Source organism: Microbacterium yannicii (assembly GCF_024055635.1).
Classification (GTDB): domain Bacteria; phylum Actinomycetota; class Actinomycetes; order Actinomycetales; family Microbacteriaceae; genus Microbacterium; species Microbacterium yannicii.
This window is the reverse complement of record NZ_JAMXMB010000009.1, coordinates 12560-35361: the sequence shown is the minus strand read 5'-3', so window position 1 is coordinate 35361 and position 22802 is coordinate 12560. Positions and strand designations below refer to the sequence as shown.

The following is a 22802-nucleotide window of genomic DNA, read 5'->3' as shown; positions in this document are numbered from 1 at the left end:
CGGGTGCGGCATCCATGGCAGAATGGATGTTTGTGCCCTGACAGGTTCTGCCTCAGGGGAATCAGCTGAACGGCGTCACGCCGGAGGCCTGCGGCACACCGAGTCCTTCACCTTACTTCCCGCGGTCGACCTGTGGCGGCCGCAGAGAGAGACGATCATGCAGATCCTCGACGCCGTCGATGCGGCTTCACTCCGCTCCGACATCCCCGCCTTCAACGCTGGCGACACCGTGAAGGTGCACGTCAACATCACCGAGGGCAACCGCTCGCGCATCCAGGTCTTCCAGGGTGTCGTCATCGGCCGCTCCGGCGACGGCGTGCGCGAGACCTTCACCGTCCGCAAGATCAGCTTCCAGGTCGGCGTCGAGCGCACCTTCCCGGTGCACTCCCCGGTCATCGACCACATCGAGGTCGTCACCCGCGGCGACGTGCGCCGCGCGAAGCTCTACTACCTGCGCAACCTCCGTGGCAAGAAGGCCAAGATCAAGGAGAAGCGCGGCTGACGCACGCTGCCCTCAGCGCTTTCTCGAAGCCCCGGACGCTCTGGCGTCCGGGGCTTCGTCCGTTCTCCGCGCGGGCTGGAATGTGCGACCCTTGAAGACGGGTCGCCGCGACCGACGGCATCCGTGAAGGAACTCCATGACGACCGAGAAGTCGGCTCCCGCCGAGCCGGCGCCCGGGCCCCAGCCTGAGGCGACCATTCAGCCGCGTCGTCGGGGCTGGCTCGTGTTCCTCCGCGACGTGATCGTGATCATCCTGATCGCCGTCCTCGTGTCGCTCGTCGTGAAGACGTTCCTCGTCAGATCCTTCTACATCCCCTCCGGCTCGATGGAGGACACACTCCACGTCAAGGACCGCATCCTCGTCGACGAGATCACGCCGCGTTTCGGCGGCTACGAGCGCGGCGACATCGTCGTCTTCCAGGATCCCGGCGGCTGGCTGCCGCCGAGCACCGAGCCTGCCCGCCCCCCGATCGTCGAGGGCGTGGAGTGGGTGCTGTCTCTCGTGGGGCTCGCTGCGCCCGACAGCGATGACCACCTCGTCAAGCGCATCGTCGGACTGCCGGGCGACCACGTCGTGTGCTGCAACGCCATCGGCCAGATCAGCGTCAACGACGTCCCCGTCGACGAGAGCGGCTATATCAAGCTGCCGGCGGGCGAGTCGGCGGCATCGGGCGATCCGTTCGACATCGTCGTGCCCGAGGGCAGCCTGTGGGTGCTGGGCGACAACCGCTACCGCTCCAAGGACTCGCGGTACAACACCGACCAGCCCGGCAAGGGCTTCGTGCCGCTCGACAACCTGGTCGGGCGCGCGTTCCTCGTGACCTGGCCCTTCGACCGGTTCGGCTTCCTGGACTTCCATCACGACGTCTTCGCCGGGGTGCCCGCACCGGAGCCGGAGGGCGGCTCGAAGTGACGGTCGCCGAGCCTCGTCTCACCCTCGAGCGCCGGCTCCTGCGGGAGCACACGCTCGTGATCGCGTGCGACGAGGTGGGCAGAGGTGCGCTGGCCGGTCCGGTCGCCGTCGGCGCGGCGGTCGTCGACGCGCCGCGCTCGCGCAAGCGCATCCCCTCAGGGCTCCGCGACTCGAAACTCGTCCCCGAGCTGCGTCGCGCGGACGTCGCGGCGCGGGCGGCCTCGTGGGTCGCCGCGAGCGCGGTGGGCTGGGCGAGCTCCGAGGAGATCGACGAGATCGGCATCATGCGTGCGCTCGGCCTCGCCGCGGTCCGCGCGATCGCCGACCTGCGGGCGCAGGGCGTCGCGGCAGAGGAGGCGATCGTCATCCTCGACGGCAACTACGACTACATCCGCCCGGCGGGCGCGTGGACCCTGAACGTGCGGCCGGTCATCAAAGCCGATCGGGACTGCGCGTCGGCGGCGGCGGCATCCGTCATCGCCAAGGTCGCGCGCGACGCACTGATGACCGAGCTCCACGAGGAGCTGCCGGCGTACAACTGGGCTCGCAACAAGGGCTATGCCAGCCCCGACCACCGCGAAGCCATCCGTGCGCACGGCATCAGCCGGCACCACCGCGCGTCGTGGTCGATCGCCGACGCGCCCACGCTCTTCTAGCGTTCGCCACGCGCGGACCCGGATCGCCGCGCGCGTCTGCGCCCATAGGATGGAACCACCATGGATGACGAGGTCTTCGAAGACTACGACCGCGAGCTCGAGCTGGCGCTGTACCGCGAGTACCGCGATGTCGTCTCGCAGTTCCAGTACGTGATCGAGACGGAGCGGCGCTTCTACCTCGCCAACGAGGTGAACGTCGTGCGACGCGATACCGAGCACGACTTCTACTTCGAGATCTCGATGACGGATGTCTGGGTCTGGGACATTTATCGTGCCGACCGCTTCGTGAAGGCGGTGCGGGTGCTCACGTTCAAGGACGTCAACGTCGAAGAGCTGTCGCGTCGCGACTTCCACCTCCCGGAAGAGCTGTCGCTCGACACCTGAGTCCGCGGTTCCTCCCCAACCGCGCCTGTTGCGGGACTCCTCGCGAGTTCTGAACGGATGCCGCGCACCCGCGTCCTTGGAGGTCCCGAGGCGCGCGACGATGCCGGAATGGCAGATAAAGACATGCTCGGCCGCGCGGGCGAAGACCGTGCGGCGCACTACTTCGAGGAGCAGGGATTCACCGTCCTCGATCGCAACTGGCGGTGCCGCGACGGCGAGCTGGATCTGATCGTCGCGGACCGCTCCTCCGTGGTCGTGGTCGAGGTCAAGACCCGCAGAGGTGAAGAGTTCGGGCACCCGTTCGAAGCGATCGACGCCCGCAAGCGCGTGCGGCTCTGGCGACTGGGCGTCGCCTGGGCCAGCGAGCACCGCGACGTGGTGCAGGGCCGCCGACTGCGGATCGACGCGATCGGCCTGACCGGCGCGGAGCCCGGGACCGCGCGGCTGGAGCACCTCGTCGACGTGGAGGTCCCGTGAGCGTCGCGCGCACCTGGGCTGTCGCGCTCGTGGGAGCGGAGGGCGAATGCGTCGAGGTCGAGGCCGACCTCTCGCAGCAGACGCCGGAGTTCCGGATCATCGGACTTCCCGACAAGGCGCTCGGCGAGGCCGTGCAGCGGGTGCACAACGCGTGCGCCAACAGCGGCACGCCGCTGCCGCGACGGCGGCTGACGGTGAATCTGTCGCCGGCCAGCCTGCCGAAACAGGGCTCGGGGTTCGACGTCGCGATCGCCGTGGCCTCGCTGGCGACCGAGTCGACGATGGATCCTTCGTCCGTCGCTTCCGCGGTGCACATCGGTGAACTCGGTCTCGATGGCCGCCTTCGTCCCGTGCCCGGGGTGCTGCCCGCCGCGGTCGCCGCCCGTCGCGCGGGGCATCGCCGCGTCGTCGTGCCGCACGCCAACGGAGCGGAGGCCGATCTGGTCGACGGAGTGGAGGTGCTCGCCGCCGTCAATCTGGCACAGGTGGTCGCGTGGCACGGCGGAGACGTCGAGGTCGCCGACGAGGAACCCGTCGCGCTGACCGAAGACGAGCGCGAGTCCGAGCCGCCGCTGGACCTGGCGGAGGTCATCGGGCAGCGGGACGCCGTCGACGCGCTCATCGTCGCGGCGGCGGGCGGGCACCACCTCCTGATGTGCGGACCACCGGGAGCGGGGAAGACCATGCTGGCGCGCCGGCTGCCGGGCATCCTTCCCGAGCTCGACGACGGGGCCGCCCTCGCGAGCGCCTCCATCCGCAGCCTCGCCGGCTCCCGCGTCGTCGAGCTCTCCCGGACTCCGCCGTTCGAGGCGCCGCACCACAGCGCGAGCATTGCGGCGCTGGTCGGGGGAGGGACGCGCTTCATCCGACCCGGGGCGATCGCTCGCGCGAGCGAGGGCGTGCTCTTCCTCGACGAGGCGGGGGAGTTCGCGGCGAGCGCACTGGACGCCCTGCGGCAGCCGCTGGAGTCGGGCTCCATCACGATCCACCGGGCGGGCGCCCAGGCGCAGTATCCGGCTCGCTTCCAGCTGGTGCTGGCGACGAACCCCTGTCCGTGCGGGGACTACGGGATCCGGGGCGGGACCTGCACCTGTCCGCCCGCAGCCATCCGGCGCTACCTGGGCCGGCTGTCGGGGCCGCTGCTGGACCGCATGGACATCGAGCTCACCCTGACCCGGGTGTCGGTCGCCCAGCGGGACCGCGGACCGACGATCTCCACCGCCGCCGCGCGCGAGCGCGTCGAGGACGCCCGTGCACGTGCCCGACATCGCCTGTCGGGCACCCCCTGGCGCGTGAACGCCGATGTGCCGGGGACCTGGCTGCGCGAGGGGCCGGCTGCCCCGATGCCGGCGGTGCGGCGGCCCCTCGACGCCGCCTTGCATCGCGGCGCGCTGACGCTGCGCGGATATGACCGGGTACTGCGCGTGGCATGGACCATCGCCGACATCGAAGGGCGCGCGCAGCTGAGCGCCGAGCACATCGGTCGCGCCCTCTACCTCAAGAAGGGACTCGCCCTGTGAACGGCTTCGATCTCAGCGCCGACGCCGCGCTCGGTGCACTGGCCTCCATGCACGGAGATGAGTCAGCCGAAGATGCACGCGAGCGATATGCGATCGCGGTGTGGTGCCAGCTGATCGAGCCCGGCGATTCGGTGGCTGGTCGGGTCATCGCGGCTCGAGGCCCCGTGGCCGCACTCGACGCGGTGCTGGCAGGCGGTTCACTGCCGGAGGTCACGGCTCGGGAGCTCGCGGAAGGGCGGAAGCGATGGCTGCCGCGGCTGTCGGCACGCGCGGTCGACGCCTCACTCGCGACAGCCGCGGCGCGCGGCGTCGCGCTCGTCACCCGGAGCGACCCGTCCTGGCCCAGCCAGCTCGATGATCTCGGCCCTCATGCCCCGCTGTGTCTGTGGGTCCGCGGCGACGTCACGGCGCTGCGCCGGTTCGAGGCATCCGTGGCGATCGTCGGTGCGCGCGCCGCCTCGCGCTACGGCGATCACGTGGCGATGGAACTCGCGGCCGAGCTGGCCTCGGCAGGCATCGCCGTCGTGTCGGGCGGGGCCTACGGGATCGACGGCGCCGCGCACCGCGCGACACTGGCCACGGGCGGACTCACTGCGGCGCTGCTCGCCGGCGGGGCGGACCGCTCCTATCCGGCCGGTCATACCCAGCTCATCGACGACATCGCACAGAGCGTGTCGTCGCCAGCGAAGTGCCGTGCGGCTCGGCGCCCACGAAGTGGCGCTTCCTCCAGCGCAATCGGCTGATCGCGGCGCTGGCGACCGCGACCGTCGTGGTCGAAGCGGGATGGCGCAGCGGCTCGCTCAACACTGCCGGCCACGCGGCCGCGCTGTCACGCCCGCTCGGAGCCGTACCGGGGCCTATCACCTCCGCCACCTCCGCGGGCACCCATCGGCTGATCCGCGAGTACGGTGCGCAGTGCATCACGAGCGCGGACGACGTCCGGGAGTTGCTGGGACTCGCCCCGCGAACGGATGCCGTCACCGGCGTCGATGCCGGCCGCACCGGCGAGGCGACACGCGTGCGGGATGCGATGAGTACCCGGTCGTGGCGTCAGTCCACCGATATCGCGCGCCGCGCCGGGATGGCCGCCGACACGGTCGAGGCCATCCTCGGGCTGCTGCGGCTCGAGGGATCGGTCGAGACCGGCGCGGAAGGCTGGCGACTGCGGACCGCGGCGGGCTGACCGAGGTCCCCCCGTCCTGCCGGCCGGATCTGCTCCGCGCGCGAGGAGCGTCGCCCACGGTGCGTCGCACCAGGACGCACCGACGGCAGGAGCATGCTGGACTCGTGGAGATCAACGAGGGGGCTGAGGCGTATCTTCGCCACCTCGCGGAGGTGCGCCGGCTGTCACCGGCGACCGTGCGCGCGTACCGATCCGACCTCGCCGATCTGACGCTCGCCTGCGGCGACATCGACCTCGACGTCGTCGACCTCGACAACCTCCGCGAGTGGCTGTGGCAGGCCGTGCAGCGAGGGGACAGTCGCGCCACGATCGCCCGGAGAACGGCGGCCGTCCGCGGCTTCTTCGCCTGGGCCGCCGAGGGCGGAATCGTGCCGACCGATCCCAGCCTGCGGCTGGTGTCGCCCAAACGCGGCCGCACGCTGCCGAAGGTGGCGACGGCCGACGCCATGGACAGCGTTCTCGAGCGCCTCGGGTCCGCGGCGGCGGAGGGCGATCCCCTCGCCCTCCGCGATCACGCGATGCTCGAGCTGCTCTACGGCGCGGCAATGCGGGTGTCGGAGCTGTGCGGGCTGGACGTCGACGACCTCGACCACGATCGCCGTACGGCCCGGGTGCTCGGCAAGGGCTCCAAGGAGCGGGTGGTTCCGTTCGGACTCCCGGCTGAGCGCGCCGTCGAGGCCTACTTGGTGCGCGGCCGCCCCGCGCTGCTCGCGCGCCGGACGGAGGGCCAGGCCGCGGTGTCGGCACTGTTCCTCGGCGCCCGAGGCGGCCGCATCGGCCCACGGGCCGTCTACAACCTGGTCTCGCGGGAGCTCGGCCCGGAGCTCGGTGCCCAGGTGGGACCACACGCCCTGCGCCATTCGGCAGCGACGCACCTGCTGGACGGTGGCGCGGACCTGCGCGCCGTCCAGGAGATCCTCGGCCATGCCAGTCTCGGCACGACGCAGATCTACACCCACGTCTCGAGCGAACGACTAGCCGCCTCCTACCGTCTCGCGCACCCGCGGGCGTGAGTGGCGGGCTCAGCAGCAGGGCAGCAGCACCGCGCGGGGGACGCCGCCGAGCAGGACGAGCGGGTTGAGGTAGTGGCCGTCCAGCCGCACGCCGAGATGCAGCGCGCCCGGCGCCGCATGTCCGCCGGTCGACAGCCGCCCCACGTCGGCGCCCGCCGCGAGAGCCGTGCCGGCGGCGAGACCGGACTCGATCGGCTCGAGGGTCGAGACGAGCCCTCCGCCGTGATCGATCGTCAGGACGCCGCGTCCCGCCACGCGTCCAGAGAAGGCGACCACGCCATCGGCGGGCGCACGGACGGGATCCTCTCCCTGCACGCCCAGGTCGATTCCCCGATGTCCCGGGCCGTACTCGTGCGGCGGTGCGACGAACTGACGCTCCAGGCGGAACGAGCGCACCGGCCACAGCCAGCCCTGCATCAGCGACACCGTCCCGCCTCCGGCCGTCCCGCCGTCGGCCGACCCGCCGTCCGGCGCCGCGGGTGGCGCAGGATCCGCGCGAACGGCGCTCTCCGCGCCCGGCGCCGACCAGGGGGCGGCGGCGAGGAACAGCGCCGACGCGACCGCCACGGTCGCGCGCACATGCCTGCCATGGATTCTGGCGGAACGTGTCATGAGCCGAACATCCCGCATCAGACGCGTGCGCAGCGCGGCGCACCTGAGGGCCGTGGAGAACCGTCCTCCCGCGCCCACGGGGGAGGAGGGGCGAGCCGGCCGCCTGCTGATACACTGGTTGCGCACTCCGCATGTCGGAGTGACTCCGCGTGCCCAGAGCGCCGCACACCCTGAGTTCCACGAGGGGTCGCGGCGCGGCATCCACACCCTACGGTCCCTGCGAACGCTCACGAGCGGGCGCGGGGTGGGAATGTGCCGGGCACCAGGCTCGCCGGCTCCATGCCGGCGCGAGAACGAACCGCAACAGGCGCACATGCGCCGGAACAGGAGAACGGCCATGGCCGTCGTCACCATCCGCCAGCTGCTCGACAGCGGCGTGCACTTCGGACACCAGACCCGCCGGTGGAACCCGAAGGTCAAGCGCTTCATCCTCACGGAGCGCAGCGGCATCCACATCATCGACCTGCAGCAGTCGCTGACGTACATCGACAAGGCGTACGAGTTCGTCAAGGAGACGGTCGCCCACGGCGGCACCGTGCTCTTCGTCGGCACCAAGAAGCAGGCGCAGGAAGTCATCGCCGAGCAGGCGACGCGCGTGGGCCAGCCCTACGTCAACCAGCGCTGGCTCGGCGGCCTCCTCACCAACTTCTCGACGGTGTCGAAGCGTCTCGCTCGCATGAAGGAGCTCGAGGAGCTCGACTTCGAGAACCCCGCCGAGAGCGGCTTCACCAAGAAGGAGCTCCTGCTCAAGAAGCGCGAGCTCGACAAGCTGCACAAGTCGCTCGGCGGCATCCGCAACCTCCAGAAGACCCCGTCGGCCATCTGGGTCGTCGACGCCAAGCGCGAGCACCTGGCCGTCAACGAGGCATCCAAGCTCGGCATCCCGGTGATCGGCATCCTCGACACCAACGCCGACCCGGACGAGTTCCAGTACCCAATCCCCGGCAACGACGACGCGATCCGCTCGGTGGGCCTGCTCACCCGCATCATCGCCGACGCCGCCGCCGAGGGCCTGATCCAGCGCCACCAGCCGACCGACGAGACCGCTGACGCGGAGCCGCTCGCCGACTGGGAGCGCGAGCTGCTCGAGCAGGGCGCCACCGCCGCTGACGGCGACGCCGTCGAGCTGGCCTCCGAGGCCGTCGTGGCCGAGGCCGTCGCCGAAGAGCTCGCTGCCGAGGGCGACGTCGCCGACGCCGTCGTGGTCGAGGCCGTGGCTGAGGAGCTCGCCGCCGAGGCCGTCGTGGACGAGGTCGTCGCCGAGGAGCTCGCCGCCGAGGCCGACAAGGCAGACGCGTAATCGCATCCTTCCGCCCGGCGGAGTCGTCTCCGGACGACTCCGCCGCGGCATCCCACTGAACTCTCACAATCTAGGAGCCGCCACCCATGGCAAACTTCACGATCGCCGACATCAAGGCGCTGCGCGAGCAGCTCGGAACCGGCATGGTCGACACCAAGAAGGCGCTCGAGGAGGCCGACGGCGACCTCGAGAAGGCCGTCGAGATCCTGCGCCTGAAGGGCGCGAAGGGCAACGCCAAGCGCGCCGACCGCTCCACGAGCGAGGGCCTGGTCGCGGCCAAGGAGGTCGACGGTCAGGTCACGATCATCGAGCTCAACACCGAGACCGACTTCGTCGCGAAGAACGAGCGCTTCATCGCCCTCGCCGACAAGGTGCTCGACGCCGCCGCCGCGGTCCACGCGGACTCGGCCGACGCGGCGCTCGCAGCGCCCGCCGGCGCCCAGACGGTCGCCGAGCTCATCTCGGACGAGGCCGCGATCATCGGCGAGAAGGTCGAGCTGCGACGCGTGAGCACGCTCTCGGGCGACCACTTCGAGATCTACCTCCACAAGACCAGCAAGGACCTGCCGCCGCAGGTCGGTGTCGTGCTCGCCTACTCGGGCGACGACGCCGAGACGGCGCGCAGCATCGCGCAGCACATCTCGTTCGCCAACCCGTCGTACCTGTCGCGCGACGAGGTTCCGGAGGCGGATGTCGACAAGGAGCGCGAGATCGTCACCGAGATCTCGCGCAACGAGGGCAAGCCCGAGGCTGCTCTGCCGAAGATCGTCGAAGGGCGCGTGAACGCGTTCTTCAAGCAGGTCTCGCTGCTCGACCAGGACTACGCGAAGGACAACAAGCAGTCGGTCGCGCAGGTCGCGAAGAACGCCGGTCTGACGCTGACGGGCTTCGCCCGCTACAAGGTCGGCGCCTGACCCAGTGAGAAGGCCCGCATCGCAATCCGATGCGGGCCTTTTCTCATGCCCTTCGGTAGGTTGCCGAGTGCCGGATAGTTTGTCGTCATCGAGAGGACCACAGTGATCAACGAGAACACCGGGCGCCGTCGCGTCCTTCTGAAGCTGTCCGGCGAGGCGTTCGGCGGCGGCCAGCTGGGTGTCAACCCGGACGTGGTCAGCCAGATGGCACGGGAGATCGCCGCGGCGGTCGACCGGGTCGAGATCGCCGTCGTCGTCGGCGGCGGCAACTTCTTCCGCGGCGCCGAGCTGAGTCAGCGGGGCATGGACCGCGGTCGCGCCGACTACATGGGCATGCTCGGCACCGTGATGAACGCCCTCGCCCTCCAGGACTTCCTCGAGCAGGCAGGCGCGGCCACGCGCGTGCAGTCAGCGATCTCGATGACCCAGGTCGCCGAGCCCTACATCCCGCGCCGCGCCGAGCGCCACATGGAGAAGGGGCGCGTCGTCATCTTCGGCGCGGGCGCCGGCCTCCCGTACTTCTCGACCGACACCGTCGCCGCGCAGCGTGCCCTCGAGATCGACGCTCAGGAGGTCCTCGTCGCGAAGAACGGCGTCGACGGCGTGTACACGGCAGATCCGAAGAAGGATGCCTCGGCCACGATGATCGATCGCATCACCTATCTCGACGCGCTCCAGCGCGGGCTCAAGGTCGTCGACTCCACCGCGTTCAGCCTCTGCATGGACAACCGCATGGACATGAGGGTGTTCGGCATGGAACCGGCGGGCAATGTCACGAGGGCGCTCCTGGGCGAGCCCATCGGCACGCTCGTCACGGCGTGAACACGTCGCCGCCGATACACTTGACCAGCCCCACCTACCTGAAGGAGACACTGTGATCGCGGACGTCTTGGCCGATGCCGGAGTGCGCATGGACCGCGCTGTCGAGGCTGCGAAGGAGGACTTCGCGTCGGTGCGCACCGGACGCGCGAACCCGCAGCTGTTCCAGAAGGTCCTCGTCGACTACTACGGCAGCCCGACGCCGCTGGCACAGCTCGCGTCGATCAACAACCCCGAGGCGCGCACCCTCATCATCACGCCGTACGACAAGTCGGCGCTGAAGGCCATCGAGCAGGCCATCCGCGACATCCCGAACCTCGGGGTGAACCCGACGAACGACGGCAACCTCGTGCGCGTCACGATGCCGGAGCTCACCGAGGAGCGCCGCAAGGAGTACGTGAAGCTCACGCGCAGCAAGGGCGAAGACGCCAAGGTCCACGTGCGTGGCATCCGCCGGAAGGCGAAGGACGACATCGACGCGTTGAAGGGCGAAGTCGGCGAGGACGAGCTCGGCCGCGCCGAGAAGGAGCTCGACGCGCTCACGCGCGCCCACGTCGACGCGATCGACGACGCGCTCAAGCGCAAAGAGGCCGAGCTCCTCGAGGTCTGAGGTCCACCCATGACCGACTCATCGGACCCGCCACGCGGTGACGAGCCCGCCTCTCCGCAGACGCGGCGCGAGGCGGGCGACGTGCGACGCTCCGCAGACGCTCATGAGAGTGAGCCGGCGCTGCAGGCGCATCTTCGCGCTGCGCGCAGCGAGCTCGAGAGCCAGGTCGCGCAGGCAAGAGCGGACTTCGAAGAGGCGAACGAGCGCATCAAGGAGCGCACGGGACGCGATCTGATCGTGGCGACTCTGATCGGGCTCGCCATCGGCATCGCGCTGCTCGGCTCGTTGATCTTCGTGAAATGGGCCTTCGTCCCGTTCGCGCTGGCCGCCGCGCTGCTCGCGATCTTCGAATTCGGTCGCGCCCTGATCGCGAGCGGTCGCCGCGTCGATCTCGTTCCGCAGCTCATCGTCGGCACGGCGGTGGTGCTGTCGGCCTACTTCGCGGACGCATGGCTGCACTGGGTGGTGCTGTTCGTCGCCCTCGCCTTCCTGGTGGTCTGGCGCCTGGTCGCGCAGATGGCATCGCATGACGGGCGCACCTACGCCAAGGTGCTCGGTGACGTCCTGCTCGCCGCCTTCCTGCAGCTGTACGTCGCGTTCCTGGCGAGCCTGTGCCTGGTACTGCTCAGCAAGGACGGCGGCGAGTGGTGGGTGCTGGCGTTCATCATCGTCGCGGTCGCCGTCGACACGGGCGCGTATGTGGCCGGCATCTCGTTCGGCAAGCACCCGATGGCGCCGCGCATCAGCCCCAAGAAGACCTGGGAGGGTTTCGCGGGTGCCGCCGTGGCAGCCACGATCGCCGGTGTGCTCGTCGGTCTGTTCATGCTCGGCCTCGATTGGTGGATGGGAGCGGTCTTCGGCATCCTGATCCTCGCCACCGCGACGGTCGGCGATCTGGGCGAATCCATGATCAAACGCGATCTGGGCATCAAAGACATGAGCTCCTGGCTGCCGGGCCACGGCGGCGTCCTGGATCGGCTGGATTCGATCCTGCTGTCCGTCGTGGCGGCGCTGACGCTCTACTACCTCTTCACTCCGCTGGTGGCATCATGACGGCATCCGAGACGACGTCCCGCACCTCGTTCCCCGAGGCGCGAGGTCGTGAGAAGGGCTACGACAAGCAGCCCGTCGACGAGTTCCTGGCTCGGGCCCGGGCATCGTTCGAGCAGGGCAGCGAGCAGCTCACGTCGGCCGACATCCGCCAGGTCGCGTTCCCCCTGGTGCGGCACGGCTACGCGATCGCATCGGTCGACGCCGCACTGGGCAGGATCGAGGACGCCTTCGCGGCACGTGAGCGGTCCTCCGCGATGGCCGTCGTCGGGGCGCGTGCCTGGGTCGGCCATACCCGTGAGCTCGCACAGGAGGTGCTCGACCGCCTCTCGCGTCCGACGGGCCGCCGTTTCGACCGGGTGTCGCGGCTGCGGTACGGGTACCGCGTCGCCGAAGTCGATCTGGTCACCGACAAGCTCGCGCGCTTCCTCGAGTCCGGGGATGCCGTCACCGTCGAGCAGGTCCGCGCGGTCGCCTTCCGCATGCAGCGCGGCGGGTATCGCGAGACCCAGGTGGATGCCGTGCTCGATGCCGTCGTCGAGGTGATGCTCGCCGTCAAGTGAGACGCGCGGGCCGCGGATGGCACGTCGTCGCACCGGTATGCGAGAATCGGGGCACTGTGACTTCTGGAAACGAGCTGCACCCGACCAGACGCGCCCGTCGTCACGAGGTGTCGACACGGCCGACGGGCCGGGTCCTCTCGTCTCCGGCGGCCCCGCCGGCGACTGCGGTGCGTGTACCCGTGCGGCCGACAGCCCGCTGGTCACGCCGCCGTGGCGTGCTCGGGGCATTCGCGGCGTTCGCGGTGCTGGGCTTCGTCATCGCCTACATCGGGCCGACCGGTCTCGCGCTCGCGCAGGCCAGTGTCGAAGACTCACCCCAGGTGTCGCTGTACGCCAGCTCGCTCGACGACGTCCAGTCGATCGCCGGCGATGAGAGCCTCGCCTCCGCGGAGCCGGCGGCGCTCGACCGGGGCGGCTACTCCGTCTACGTCAAGCCGAAGCCGACGCCGACGCCGACAGCTACGCCGACCTCCGCCACGTCGGGCGGTGGCTGGCGCCCGCCGTTCGCGACACCGGACCCGGGAACCGCGCAGGCCATCGCGTACGACATGGTGCTGGCCCGCGGGTGGGGCGACGATCAGTTCGCGTGCCTGGTCGCCCTGTGGAACAAGGAGTCGGGCTGGCGGGTCAACGCCTTCAACGCGGGCAGCGGGGCCTACGGCATCCCGCAGGCCCTGCCGGGCAGCAAGATGGCGTCCGCCGGCGCCGACTGGGAGACCAACCCCGCGACGCAGATCTCCTGGGGTCTCGGCTACGTCGGAGGGCGCTACGGCACACCGTGCGGGGCCTGGGACCACTCGCAGCGCACGGGCTGGTATTGAGCCGTGCCGAGGTCGAACCGCCGCCGTCCTGATTCGAGCGGCGACGGGTCGTTCGAGCGACTCCTCGCCGGCTGGAAGCGCAGCGAGATGCGGCGCGGGGTGGAGTGGATCGTGCAGCCCGTCTCGGCCGCGCAGGCGCAGAAGGCGTACACGTGCCCGGGATGCGGTCGGCAGATCGACATCGGGGTCGCACATCTGGTGGCCTGGCGCGCGGACGGGGTGCTCGGCGATGCCGCCGACCTGGCGGCTCGTCGGCATTGGCATCAGCACTGCTGGAAGGTGGCATGACATGGAGATCCGCGGACCGATGCTGCTGCCCGCGCGGCGAGAGGAGATCGAGCTCGAGACGCTCGACGGCTTGAGCCTCGTCGGCGAGCTCGCCTTGCCCGAGGACCGGGAGCCGGTCGCGACTCTCGTGACGCTGCATCCGCTCCCGACCGCCGGGGGGTTCATGGACTCTCACATCATCCGCAAGGCGGCCGGGCGTCTTCCCGCTCTGGCCGACCTCGCGGTGCTCCGTTTCAACACCCGCGGCACCACGTCGCCGCGCGGCACGAGCGACGGCTCCTTCGACGGCGGGCGTTCCGAGGCTTTCGACGTCGCGGCGGCCATGGACTTCGTCCACGGTCGCGGCCTGCCGCGACCGTGGCTGGTCGGTTGGTCGTTCGGGACCGAGCTCGCCCTCAAGTACGGCCGCGACCATGCGATCGAGGGCGCGGTGCTGCTGTCGCCGCCGCTGCATCGTGCGACGGCGGAGGAGGTCGCCGCGTGGGCGGGGGACGACAGGCGGCTGATCGTGCTGGTGCCCGAGTTCGACGACTATCTGCGACCGGATGCCGCGGCCGAGCGCTTCGCGAGCGTGCCGGGCGCGGTCCTGATCCCGGTCGAAGGCGGCAAGCACCTGTGGGTGGGGGAGAACCAGACGCGCCGGGTGCTGACCGAGATCGTCGCGGCCGTCAATCCCGACGCACTGCCGCTGCCACTGGAGTGGAACGGGCCCGTCGCCACGGAAGGCTGACCGGCACGGACGCGGCCTGACACCGGGTGCGCGGCAGTGCTCGCCCTGAGCTCAGCGCTCGTTCTGGCGCGGGATCACTACCTGGCGATAGATGATCAGGATGCTGGCGGCCACCGGGATCGCGACGAGCGCGCCGAGGAGTCCGAGCAGCGAGCCACCCGCCAGCGCGGCGATCACGACGACCGCTCCCGGCACCGAGACGGCCCGGCCCATGATGCGGGGGGAGATGACGTAGGCCTCGATCTGCATGTAGATCAGGTAGTAGATGGCGGCGATCAGCGCGGTGGTCGGCGAGCCGACCACCAGACAGGTCAGCACGATGATGATCGAGCCGGTGAGCGTGCCGACGAGCGGGATCAGCGAGAAGAAGAACGCGATCACCGCCAGCACGGCGGGGAACGGCGCCTTGATGATCGACAGGAAGATCGCGCTCAGGACGCCGTTGATGAGACCGAGCGTCACCTGGCCGATGACGTAGTAGCCCACCGAGTCGGTGATCTGCTCGCCGAGGTCCATGAAGCGGGCCCGCTTGGACGCCGGCACCAGCTGGTAGACGGACCGCTTCAGGCTGGGAGTGGAGGCCGTGAAGTAGATGGTCAGGATCAGCACGATGAAGGCGCCGGCGAAACCGGCGACGAGCGCGCCGATGATCGTGATGATGCTGCCGCCGACCTCGCTGCCGATCGCGCCGACGTCGAGCGACGCGTACCAGTCCTCGATGTAGCTCCAGACCTCGTCGACGTTGAGCGCGGGGAAGACGGTGTGCAGCCAGTCCTGGATCGCGCCGACGGGGTCGTCGAACATGCCGTCCTCGGCCAGCTTCTGAATGGCCGCCACCAGCTGGCCGATCTGCTGCACGATGATCGGCACCACCATGAGGACGATGCCGGCGAAGACGGCGAGCACTCCGAGGATCGTGATCAGGACCGCTGCCCAGCGCGGGAGCTTGCGACGCTCGAGCCAGGCGACGATGGGGTCCAGACCCAGGGACAGGAAGAGCGCGGTGCCCACGTACAGCAGGATGGTCTGCAGGTTCTGGATGCTGCCGATGAGGAGCAGTCCGAGGCCGACACCCAATGTCGCGAGCAGCGCGGTGCGGAACGGGCTGTGCAGCTTCATCGAGTCCCCCTGCCGATCGACTCCGTGTCGATCCGATCGTGTCCGCCCAGGATACGCATGCGACGCGCCCAGTCCGCGGAATGCTCCCTCCCACGCGCCTCCCAGGTCATCCCCGCTAGTCTGAAATGTCGAATCGAAGGGTCGCGCTCCGTGTGCGCGTCCGGGAAAGGTGTTCTTCGTGCGTTTCGTGTGGGCGGTGCTGGCGTTCGTCCTCGCCACCGTGATGATCGGTGCGGGCATCGCCCAGCGGACGATCTTCCAGGGACCTCGGACCCAGACCGCGACGATCTCGGTCGAAGAGAAGACGCCGTACCTGTTGATCGACGGCACGGTCCTCAACCAGATGCCCGGCACCCAGACGCTCCGCGCTCAGGCCGACGGCGACCTCTTCGCCTCCTACGGCCGCACGGCCGACATGGAGTCCTGGCTGTCTGACGCGACGTACACGCACGTCACGCTGAACGGCGACGGGAAGGTCGAGACCGAGGTCGTCGAGCCAGAGGTCGACGCCATCGCCGGCACGACGCCGGAGGCCCCCGCCGAGGGCGCTGCGCCCGAAGACACAGCCGCTGACGCCGCGACGGATGCCGCGGCCACCGCCGGCCGCAGCCCGGTCGGGTCTGATCTGTGGCTCGACGAGTACCAGCAGAAGGATCTTCTGATCGCGCCGCTGCAGCTGCCGGAGGAGATGAGCGTGCTGGTCGCCGCTGACGGCACCGCACCCGCGCCGAGCAAGGTGACCGTTACCTGGCCACTGCAGAGTTCGACGCCCTGGGCGGGTCCCCTCATCGTCGGTGGCGGCATCCTCATGGCCATCGGCGTGTTCCTCTACATCCTCGGCATCCGTCACGCCCGCCGGAAGCGCGGGCCGCGCCGCAAGGGGCTGCCGCTGCCCGTCACGGAGCCGATCGACATCGCGATCGATGGGGATGACAAGGGCGTGATCAGCAGCACACCCACCTCGCGCCGTGCCGTCGCGAGCGGACGCCGTGCGTTCGCCGTCCTGCCCGTCGTCGCTGTCTCGGCCCTGCTGTTCACCGGCTGCTCCGCCGACGCCTGGCCGCAGCTCGCACCCTCGGCGACGCCATCCCCGACGGCGACGGTCATCGCGCCCGAAGGTCAGCAGGCTCCGGCAGTCACCAAGGCGCAGGCCGAGCGGATCCTGACCCGCATCGCCTCGACCGTCGCCGACGCCGATGCGGCGCTCGACGGCGACCTCGCCGACACGCGCCTCGAGGGCGCCGCGCTGGCCGCCCGTGACACGAACTACAAGCTGCGCGCGGCGATCGCCGATTACCCGGTTCCGGCCCCGATCCTCTCCAAGCCGCTCGAGATCATCCTGCCGCAGGCCTACGACGACTGGCCGCGCTCGGTGATCGCCGTCGCGGACGACGAGGAGTCGAAGACGTCGAGCATCATGGTCATGACCCAGCAGGATCAGTGGGCCGACTACAAGCTCTCGTACATCGGCAGCCTGGAGGCGTCGACATCCCTCCCGGACCTGGCGCCCTCGTACATCGGGGCCCCGGCTGTGGAGCCTGACTCTCCCTTCCTCGTGCTGCCCCCCGACCAGGTCGCCGCCGCCTACGCGGATGTCATCAACAACGGCGAGAACAGTTCCTCCTACGACCTGTTCGAGGTCGAGGGCGACCAGTTCCGGACGAGCGTCGCCGCCGACCGTCAGCGCCGGCTCGAAGACTTCAACAAGACCGCTGCGTCGACGGGCAAGCTCGAGTTCTCGTCGGCGGCAGGGCCGCAGGCGCCGTTCGCCCTGCAGACCGTCGAGAGCGGGGCCATCGTCGCGGTGAACATCAACGAGATCGACACCGCGACGCCCACGGTGGGGGAGGCGGTGATCAAGGTCGACGACAACCCCTCCGTGAAGACCCTGGCCGGCGCGGCCCAGTCAGCCACGGGATTCGAGACCACCTACAGTGATCAGGTGTTCTTCTACGTTCCCGGTCCCGGGTCCAACGAGAAGATCCGCCTGCTCGGTTACTCGTCCGACATTCTCGATGCGAAGGTTCTTCCGTGACCGATCCCACTCTCGGCGCCTCGCTGCGCGGTGCCGTCGACCTGTCCACCCTGCGCAACCGGCCGGCATCCGCCGCGCCGGCTGCCTCCGGTGACGAAGCTGCCCCCGCCGGAGCCGGCGCCGTCGTCGTGCCGTCTCTGGTGCTCGACGTCACCGACGAGACCTTCCCGCAGGTGCTCGAGCTGTCGCGGACCGTTCCCGTGGTCGTGGACCTCTGGGCCGAGTGGTGCGGCCCCTGCAAGCAGCTGAGCCCCGTCCTCGAGAAGGTGGTGCTCGAACTCGGCGGTCGCCTCGTCCTGGCGAAGGTCGATGTCGACGCCAACCCCCAGCTGTCGCAGGCGTTCCGGGCACAGTCGATCCCGATGGTCGTCGCCCTCGTCGCCGGGCAGCCGGTGCAGATGTTCACCGGAGCAGTGCCGGAGCAGCAGGTGCGCGAGGTGTTCGCGCAGCTCCTCCAGCTCGCGGCGCAGAACGGTGTGACCGGTTCGGCTGCCGTCGACGGTGAGGCTCCCGAAGAGGCGCCCGCCGAGCCCGCGCTGCCGCCGCTGCACGCCGAGGCCTTCGAGGCGATCGAGGAGGGCGACTACGCTCGCGCCGTGCGCGCATACGAGAAGGCCCTCGCCGAGAACCCCCGCGACGCCGAGGCCCGCGCCGGACTCGGCCAGGTGCAGCTCCTGCTCCGCGTGCAGGGCGTCGACCTGCAGGCCGCGCGCGCGGCCGCGGCATCCGCCCCCTTGGACATCCCCGCGCAGCTGACCGTGGCCGACCTCGACATCACGGGCGGACACGTCGAGGACGCCTTCGCACGGCTGCTCGATCTGTTCGCGCAGCTGCCGTCGGACGAGCGCGCGCCGGTGCGTGAGCGCCTCGTGGAGCTCTTCGGGCTGGTGGGTGACGCGGACCCGCGCGTCATCGCAGCGCGCGGTCGCCTCGCCTCACTGCTGTTCTGACGACGCAGCTGCTCTGACGGCGGCCCGCTCAGCCCTGCGTGGGCGAGGGGATGTGCGCACTCGTCTCGTGACGGAGCCACAGCACGCCCAGCGGCGGCAGCACGAGCGATGCGCGGCCGCCCGCACCGGCGTGCACGACGCCGAGGTTCCCCACGCCCGATCCTCCGTACGCCTGCGCGTCGGTGTTCAGGATCTCGTGCCAGACGCCGCTCTCGGGCATGTCCAGCTCGTAGGACGTCAGAGGCTGGCCCGAGAAGTTCGCCACCACGACGATGGTGTTGCCGTGCCAGTCGCGCCGTGCGAAGGCGATGACGTTCGGATTCCAGGTCGGGGAGCCGATCCGGGTGAAGGCCGCGCCGTCGCTGTCACGCGCCCACAGGGCGGACTGTTCGCGGTACACACGGTTGAGAACACCGACGAACTGCTGCAACTGGGCGTGCGTCGGCTGATCGAGCAGCCACCAGTCGAGTGAGCGTCCTTCGGACCACTCCGAGAGCTGCCCGAACTCCTGGCCCATGAACAGCAGCTGCTTGCCGGGGTGGCCCCACATGTAGGCGAGGAACGCGCGCATGTTCGCGAGCTGCTGCCAGTGGTCGCCGGGCATCCGGCCGAACAGGCTCCCCTTGCCGTGGACGACCTCGTCGTGGCTGATCGGCAGCACATAGTTCTCGCTGAACGCGTACACGAACGAGAACGACAGCTCACCCTCGTGATGCGCCCGGTAGATCGGGTCGCGCTTGATGTACTGGAGCGAGTCGTTCATCCAACCCATGTTCCACTTGAACCCGAACCCGAGGCCCGCCTGGCTCGTGGGCGCGGTCACACCCGGGAAGCTGGTCGACTCCTCGGCGATCATCGCGATGCCGGGATAGCGCTTGTACGCGGTGGCGTTGACTTCCTGGAGGAAGCGGATCGCCTCGAGGTTCTCGCGGCCGCCGTGCACGTTCGGGGCCCACTCGCCCTCGTTGCGGGAGTAGTCGAGGTAGAGCATGGAGGCGACGGCGTCCACCCGGAGCCCGTCGACGTGGAACTCCTCGAACCAGTACAGGGCGTTCGCCACCAGGAAGTTGCGCACCTCGCTGCGACCGTAATCGAAGATGTAGGTGCCCCACTCGCGGTGCTCGCCGCGGCGGGGGTCGGCGTGCTCGTACAGCGGCTCGCCGTCGAACCGCGCCAGCGCGAAGGCATCCTTCGGGAAGTGGCCGGGAACCCAGTCCATGATCACGCCGATACCGGCCTGGTGGAGTCTGTCGATGAGGTACCGCAGATCGTCGGGGTGTCCGAACCGGCTGGTGGGCGCGTAGTAGCCCGTGACCTGATAGCCCCACGAGCCGCCGAAGGGGTGCTCGGCGAGCGGGAGGAACTCGACGTGGGTGAACCCCTGCCCGGTGACGTAGTCGATCAGCTCGTCCGCGGCAGCACGGTATGTCAGTCCCTGGCGCCACGAGCCGAAGTGCAGCTCATAGACCGACATCGGCCGGGAGACGGGGGTCGAGCGCGCGCGCTCCGCCAGCCAGGCGGTGTCGCCCCACGAGTAGGACGAGCGGACGACGACGGATGCCGTGGCCGGAGGCACCTCGGCGAACCGGGCCATCGGATCGGCCTTGAGCGCCCATTCGCCGCCCCGTCCGCGCAGCTCGAACTTGTAGGTCGTGCCCTGGCCGATGCCCGGCACGAAGATCTCCCACACGCCGCTGGCGCCCATGGAGCGCATGGCATGGCCCTGGCCGTCCCAGCCGTTGAAGTCGCCGACGACGCGCACCGCGCGCGCATTGGGGGCCCACACGGTGAAGGCGGTCCCCATCGTGCCGTCGTGCTCGCGCTCATGGGCGCCGAGCGCGCGCCACAGCTCTTCATGGCGCCCTTCGGCGATCAGATGCAGGTCGAGCTCGCCGATCGTCGGCGTGTGGCGGTACGGATCGTCGGCGACGTAGTCCGGTCCCTGCGCGTACGTGGCGAGCAGCTCGTAGCGGGCGAGCCCACCGGCGCGCGTGCCCTCCCAGATCCCTGCGCGCACGTGTTCGAGCGGCACGCGCGTGCCGTCGGTGAAGACCGCCGTGACGCTGCGGGCGAGCGGCCGGCGGGCACGGATCGTCCACGTCGCCGTGCCTTCGGCATCCGTGTCGGGATGGATGCCGAGCACGGCGTGCGGGTCGTGATAGGTGCCCGTCGAGACGGCGTCGAGGATCTGGTCGGAGAGCGTCATCGCGGCCCTTTCACATGGAGGATATGGACCGGCTCGGTGAACGCGTCCAGCATGACGTAGTTGTGGTCCGCCCACGTCCATCGGGCGCCGGTCACGAGGTCCTCGACCTCGTAGGGCGAACCGGGTTCGACGCCCCAGATGCGGGTGTCGAGATGGACCATCGTCTGGCGCACCGAGTGCGGATCGGTGTTCACCACCACGATGATGGTGTCGCTGCGACCGTCGGGTGAGAGCGCCGCGTCGAGGTGCTTGGCGTAGACCAGGATCGCGTCGTCGTCGCTCCAGTGGACGCTGAGGTTGCGCAGCTGGCGGAGAGCGGGGTGCGCGCGCCGGATCTCGTTGAGCCGCGCGAGGAACGGGGCCAGCGATTCGCCGCGCTCGACGGCGCCGGCCCAATCCCGGAATTTGTACTCGTACTTCTCGTTGTCGATGTTCTCTTCGGACCCCGGGCGTGCCACGTTCTCGTAGAGCTCGTACCCGGCGTACACGCCGTAGCTCGGCGCCGCGGTGGCCGCGATGGCGGCACGGATGCGGTAGGCGGCGCGCCCGCCGAACTGCAGGTATTCAGTGAGGATGTCGGGCGTGTTGACGAAGAGGTTCGGACGGAGGAAGTGGTCGGTCTCGTGTGCGAGCGCGGACAAGAACTCTTCGAGCTCGGTCTTGGTGTTGCGCCAGGCGAAGTACGTGTAGCTCTGCTGGAAGCCGGCTGCGGCGAGGCTCTGCATCGGCGCGGGCCGCGTGAAGGCCTCGGCGAGGAAGACCACGTCGGGCTCCTCCGCGGTGATGGTGGCGATGAGCCACTCCCAGAACTGCAGCGGCTTCGTGTGCGGGTTGTCGACGCGGAAGATGCGCACTCCCTGCGCGATCCAGTGGCGCACGATCCGGAGCACCTCGGCACGGATGCCGGCCGGGTCGTTGTCGAAGTTGACCGGGTAGATGTCCTGGTACTTCTTCGGCGGGTTCTCGGCGAAGGCGATGGACCCGTCGGGGAGCGTCGTGAACCACTCGGGGTGCGCGGCGACCCAGGGGTGGTCGGGGGCCGCCTGCAGCGCGAGATCGAGGGCGACCTCGATCCCTGCGGCGCGCGCGCTGCGCACGAAGGCACGGAAGTCGGCGAGCGTGCCGAGATCGGGGTGGACGGCGTCGTGTCCGCCGGCTGCCGAGCCGATGGCCCACGGAGAGCCCGGATCTGCCGATCCGGCGTCGAGCGTGTTGTTCGGTCCCTTGCGGTTCACCATGCCGATCGGATGGATCGGCGGCAGATACAGGACGTCGAAGCCCATCTCGGCGACCGCCGGCAGCCGCTTGGCAGCCGTGCGGAACGTGCCGCTCTTCACGGTGCCGTCCTTGAGGCGCCGGGCGCCCTCGGAGCGGGGGAAGAACTCGTACCAGGCGCCGACACCCGCGCGCTCGCGCTCGACCAGGAGCTCGAAGTCGTCGCCGATCGTTTCCAGCGACATGAGGGGCCGCGCCTCGAAGAACCCCGCGATCGCCGGATCCTCGACGATGGCGAGCGCCCCGATGTCGTCGACGGCGGAGTCGCGGAGGGATGCTGCCGCGCCGGCGAGTGCGCGCCGTTCGGCCGCCGGGCGCCCCTTCTCGGCACCCGCGCGCTCGAACAGCAGCGCTCCGAGCTCGCGCATGACGGCGGCATCCACTCCCGCCGCAATCTTGACCGAGGCGGCATGCTCCCACGTCGCGAAGTCGTCGCCGAAGGACTCGAACCGGAAGCGCCAGATGCCCTGCTCGAGCAGCGCCACCTCGGTCTGCCAGCGGTCGAAGCCGTCGTTCAGCGCGTGCAGGCGATGCAGGGATTCGTCTCCGGACGGCGAGAAGAGACGCACCTGGACGCCGATGCGATCGTGCCCCTCGCGGAACGCCGTGACGCGGAACGGCACCACCTCGCCCTGGAACGCCTTGGGCCGGTAGTCGCCCCAGGGGACGGCCGGTGACGGCTGAGCGAGGGGGACACGCCGCGCTGCAGTGTCGCGTTCCCCCTGCCAGGCACGGATGTCGCGGACAGGGAGGGCCGAGGCGCTCCGCCAGGGGCGGGAGCGCTGAGAGCGCGTCGTCGTGACCACGTGTCGAACCTATCGCGCGACCGACCGGGATGACAGCGACGCGACGGCGGGCCGCC

At 69.9% G+C, this 22802-nt stretch carries 22 protein-coding genes and 1 pseudogene; 19 read left to right on the top strand and 4 right to left on the bottom strand.

Features of this window, described 5'->3' with window-relative positions; translation table 11 throughout:
* The first annotated feature begins 157 nt into the window (after positions 1-157).
* The 8 genes and pseudogenes from rplS to NCG93_RS04530 all read left to right on the top strand — a co-directional run bounded on the left by rplS (position 158) and on the right by NCG93_RS04530 (position 6648).
* Positions 158-502 carry a 50S ribosomal protein L19 gene (gene rplS, locus NCG93_RS04570; RefSeq protein WP_194415209.1) on the top strand — a complete coding sequence of 115 codons (345 nt, stop codon included), beginning with the start codon at positions 158-160 and terminating at the stop codon, positions 500-502.
* Positions 503-638: 136 nt separating this feature from the next.
* Complete coding sequence (gene lepB / locus NCG93_RS04565; RefSeq protein ID WP_194415210.1) at positions 639-1415, top strand: signal peptidase I; 777 nt, start codon at positions 639-641, stop codon at positions 1413-1415.
* A complete protein-coding gene (gene rnhB, locus NCG93_RS04560) occupies positions 1412-2071 on the top strand; it encodes a ribonuclease HII (RefSeq protein ID WP_194415211.1) in 660 nt (219 codons plus the stop codon). Before lepB ends, rnhB begins: the two co-directional genes overlap by 4 nt.
* A gap of 60 nt (positions 2072-2131) precedes the next feature.
* Positions 2132-2455 (top strand): DUF2469 family protein, encoded by a 324-nt coding sequence (locus NCG93_RS04555; protein ID WP_163617337.1) that lies wholly within the window; start codon positions 2132-2134, stop codon positions 2453-2455.
* 108 nt (positions 2456-2563) lie between these two features.
* The gene (locus NCG93_RS04550; protein ID WP_194415212.1) at positions 2564-2932 is read left to right on the top strand and encodes a YraN family protein; all 369 of its coding nucleotides are present in this window, start codon (positions 2564-2566) and stop codon (positions 2930-2932) included.
* A complete protein-coding gene (locus NCG93_RS04545; protein WP_194415213.1) occupies positions 2929-4452 on the top strand; it encodes a YifB family Mg chelatase-like AAA ATPase in 1524 nt (507 codons plus the stop codon). Before NCG93_RS04550 ends, NCG93_RS04545 begins: the two co-directional genes overlap by 4 nt.
* Positions 4362-5635 (top strand): annotated as a pseudogene (gene dprA, locus NCG93_RS20460) (DNA-processing protein DprA). The gene NCG93_RS04545 and the pseudogene dprA overlap by 91 nt, the downstream one beginning before the upstream one ends.
* Before the next feature lie 104 nt (positions 5636-5739).
* Entirely contained in the window at positions 5740-6648 is a 909-nt protein-coding gene (locus tag NCG93_RS04530) for a tyrosine recombinase XerC (protein WP_194415214.1), read from the top strand.
* A gap of 9 nt (positions 6649-6657) precedes the next feature.
* Here the strand turns inward: NCG93_RS04530 and NCG93_RS04525 are convergent, their stop codons facing one another.
* Complete coding sequence (locus NCG93_RS04525; RefSeq protein WP_194415215.1) at positions 6658-7260, bottom strand: M23 family metallopeptidase; 603 nt, start codon at positions 7258-7260, stop codon at positions 6658-6660.
* A gap of 337 nt (positions 7261-7597) precedes the next feature.
* Here NCG93_RS04525 and rpsB point away from each other — a divergent pair, with 337 nt between their 5' ends.
* From rpsB to NCG93_RS04480, 9 genes are all read left to right on the top strand, one after another.
* Positions 7598-8560: a 30S ribosomal protein S2 gene (gene rpsB, locus NCG93_RS04520; RefSeq protein WP_194415216.1), complete on the top strand. Its 963-nt coding sequence runs from the start codon at positions 7598-7600 to the stop codon at positions 8558-8560.
* Positions 8561-8646: 86 nt separating this feature from the next.
* The gene (tsf, locus tag NCG93_RS04515) at positions 8647-9474 is read left to right on the top strand and encodes a translation elongation factor Ts (RefSeq protein WP_194415217.1); all 828 of its coding nucleotides are present in this window, start codon (positions 8647-8649) and stop codon (positions 9472-9474) included.
* 102 nt (positions 9475-9576) lie between these two features.
* Positions 9577-10296 (top strand): UMP kinase, encoded by a 720-nt coding sequence (gene pyrH / locus NCG93_RS04510; RefSeq protein ID WP_194415218.1) that lies wholly within the window; start codon positions 9577-9579, stop codon positions 10294-10296.
* A 52-nt stretch (positions 10297-10348) separates the two neighbouring features.
* A complete protein-coding gene (frr, locus tag NCG93_RS04505) occupies positions 10349-10903 on the top strand; it encodes a ribosome recycling factor (RefSeq protein WP_194415219.1) in 555 nt (184 codons plus the stop codon).
* Between the two features lie 9 nt (positions 10904-10912).
* A complete protein-coding gene (locus NCG93_RS04500; protein ID WP_194415220.1) occupies positions 10913-11956 on the top strand; it encodes a phosphatidate cytidylyltransferase in 1044 nt (347 codons plus the stop codon).
* Positions 11953-12516, top strand: coding sequence for a DivIVA domain-containing protein (locus tag NCG93_RS04495; RefSeq protein ID WP_194415221.1), 564 nt, complete (start codon positions 11953-11955; stop codon positions 12514-12516). The genes NCG93_RS04500 and NCG93_RS04495 overlap by 4 nt, the downstream gene beginning before the upstream one ends.
* Before the next feature lie 215 nt (positions 12517-12731).
* Positions 12732-13337: an aggregation-promoting factor C-terminal-like domain-containing protein gene (locus NCG93_RS04490; protein ID WP_252787443.1), complete on the top strand. Its 606-nt coding sequence runs from the start codon at positions 12732-12734 to the stop codon at positions 13335-13337.
* 3 nt (positions 13338-13340) lie between these two features.
* Positions 13341-13625: an Rv1322 family protein gene (locus NCG93_RS04485; protein ID WP_194415223.1), complete on the top strand. Its 285-nt coding sequence runs from the start codon at positions 13341-13343 to the stop codon at positions 13623-13625.
* A gap of 1 nt (position 13626) precedes the next feature.
* Entirely contained in the window at positions 13627-14355 is a 729-nt protein-coding gene (locus NCG93_RS04480; RefSeq protein ID WP_194415224.1) for an alpha/beta hydrolase, read from the top strand.
* 51 nt (positions 14356-14406) lie between these two features.
* Here NCG93_RS04480 and NCG93_RS04475 read toward each other — a convergent pair whose 3' ends face one another.
* Complete coding sequence (locus tag NCG93_RS04475) at positions 14407-15474, bottom strand: AI-2E family transporter (protein WP_194415225.1); 1068 nt, start codon at positions 15472-15474, stop codon at positions 14407-14409.
* A 178-nt stretch (positions 15475-15652) separates the two neighbouring features.
* On the opposite strand from NCG93_RS04475, the gene NCG93_RS04470 reads away from it, so the two are divergent.
* Both NCG93_RS04470 and NCG93_RS04465 read left to right on the top strand, forming a co-directional pair.
* Complete coding sequence (locus NCG93_RS04470; RefSeq protein ID WP_194415226.1) at positions 15653-17509, top strand: DUF8094 domain-containing protein; 1857 nt, start codon at positions 15653-15655, stop codon at positions 17507-17509.
* On the top strand, positions 17506-18459 hold the full coding sequence (locus NCG93_RS04465) for a tetratricopeptide repeat protein (protein ID WP_194415227.1): 954 nt from the start codon (positions 17506-17508) through the stop codon (positions 18457-18459). Before NCG93_RS04470 ends, NCG93_RS04465 begins: the two co-directional genes overlap by 4 nt.
* A gap of 28 nt (positions 18460-18487) precedes the next feature.
* Here the strand turns inward: NCG93_RS04465 and glgB are convergent, their stop codons facing one another.
* Together glgB and NCG93_RS04455 are read right to left on the bottom strand one after the other, a co-directional pair.
* Complete coding sequence (gene glgB, locus NCG93_RS04460) at positions 18488-20665, bottom strand: 1,4-alpha-glucan branching protein GlgB (protein WP_194415228.1); 2178 nt, start codon at positions 20663-20665, stop codon at positions 18488-18490.
* On the bottom strand, positions 20662-22677 hold the full coding sequence (locus NCG93_RS04455) for a maltotransferase domain-containing protein (RefSeq protein ID WP_372495948.1): 2016 nt from the start codon (positions 22675-22677) through the stop codon (positions 20662-20664). The genes glgB and NCG93_RS04455 overlap by 4 nt, the downstream gene beginning before the upstream one ends.
* Positions 22678-22802 lie beyond the last annotated feature (125 nt).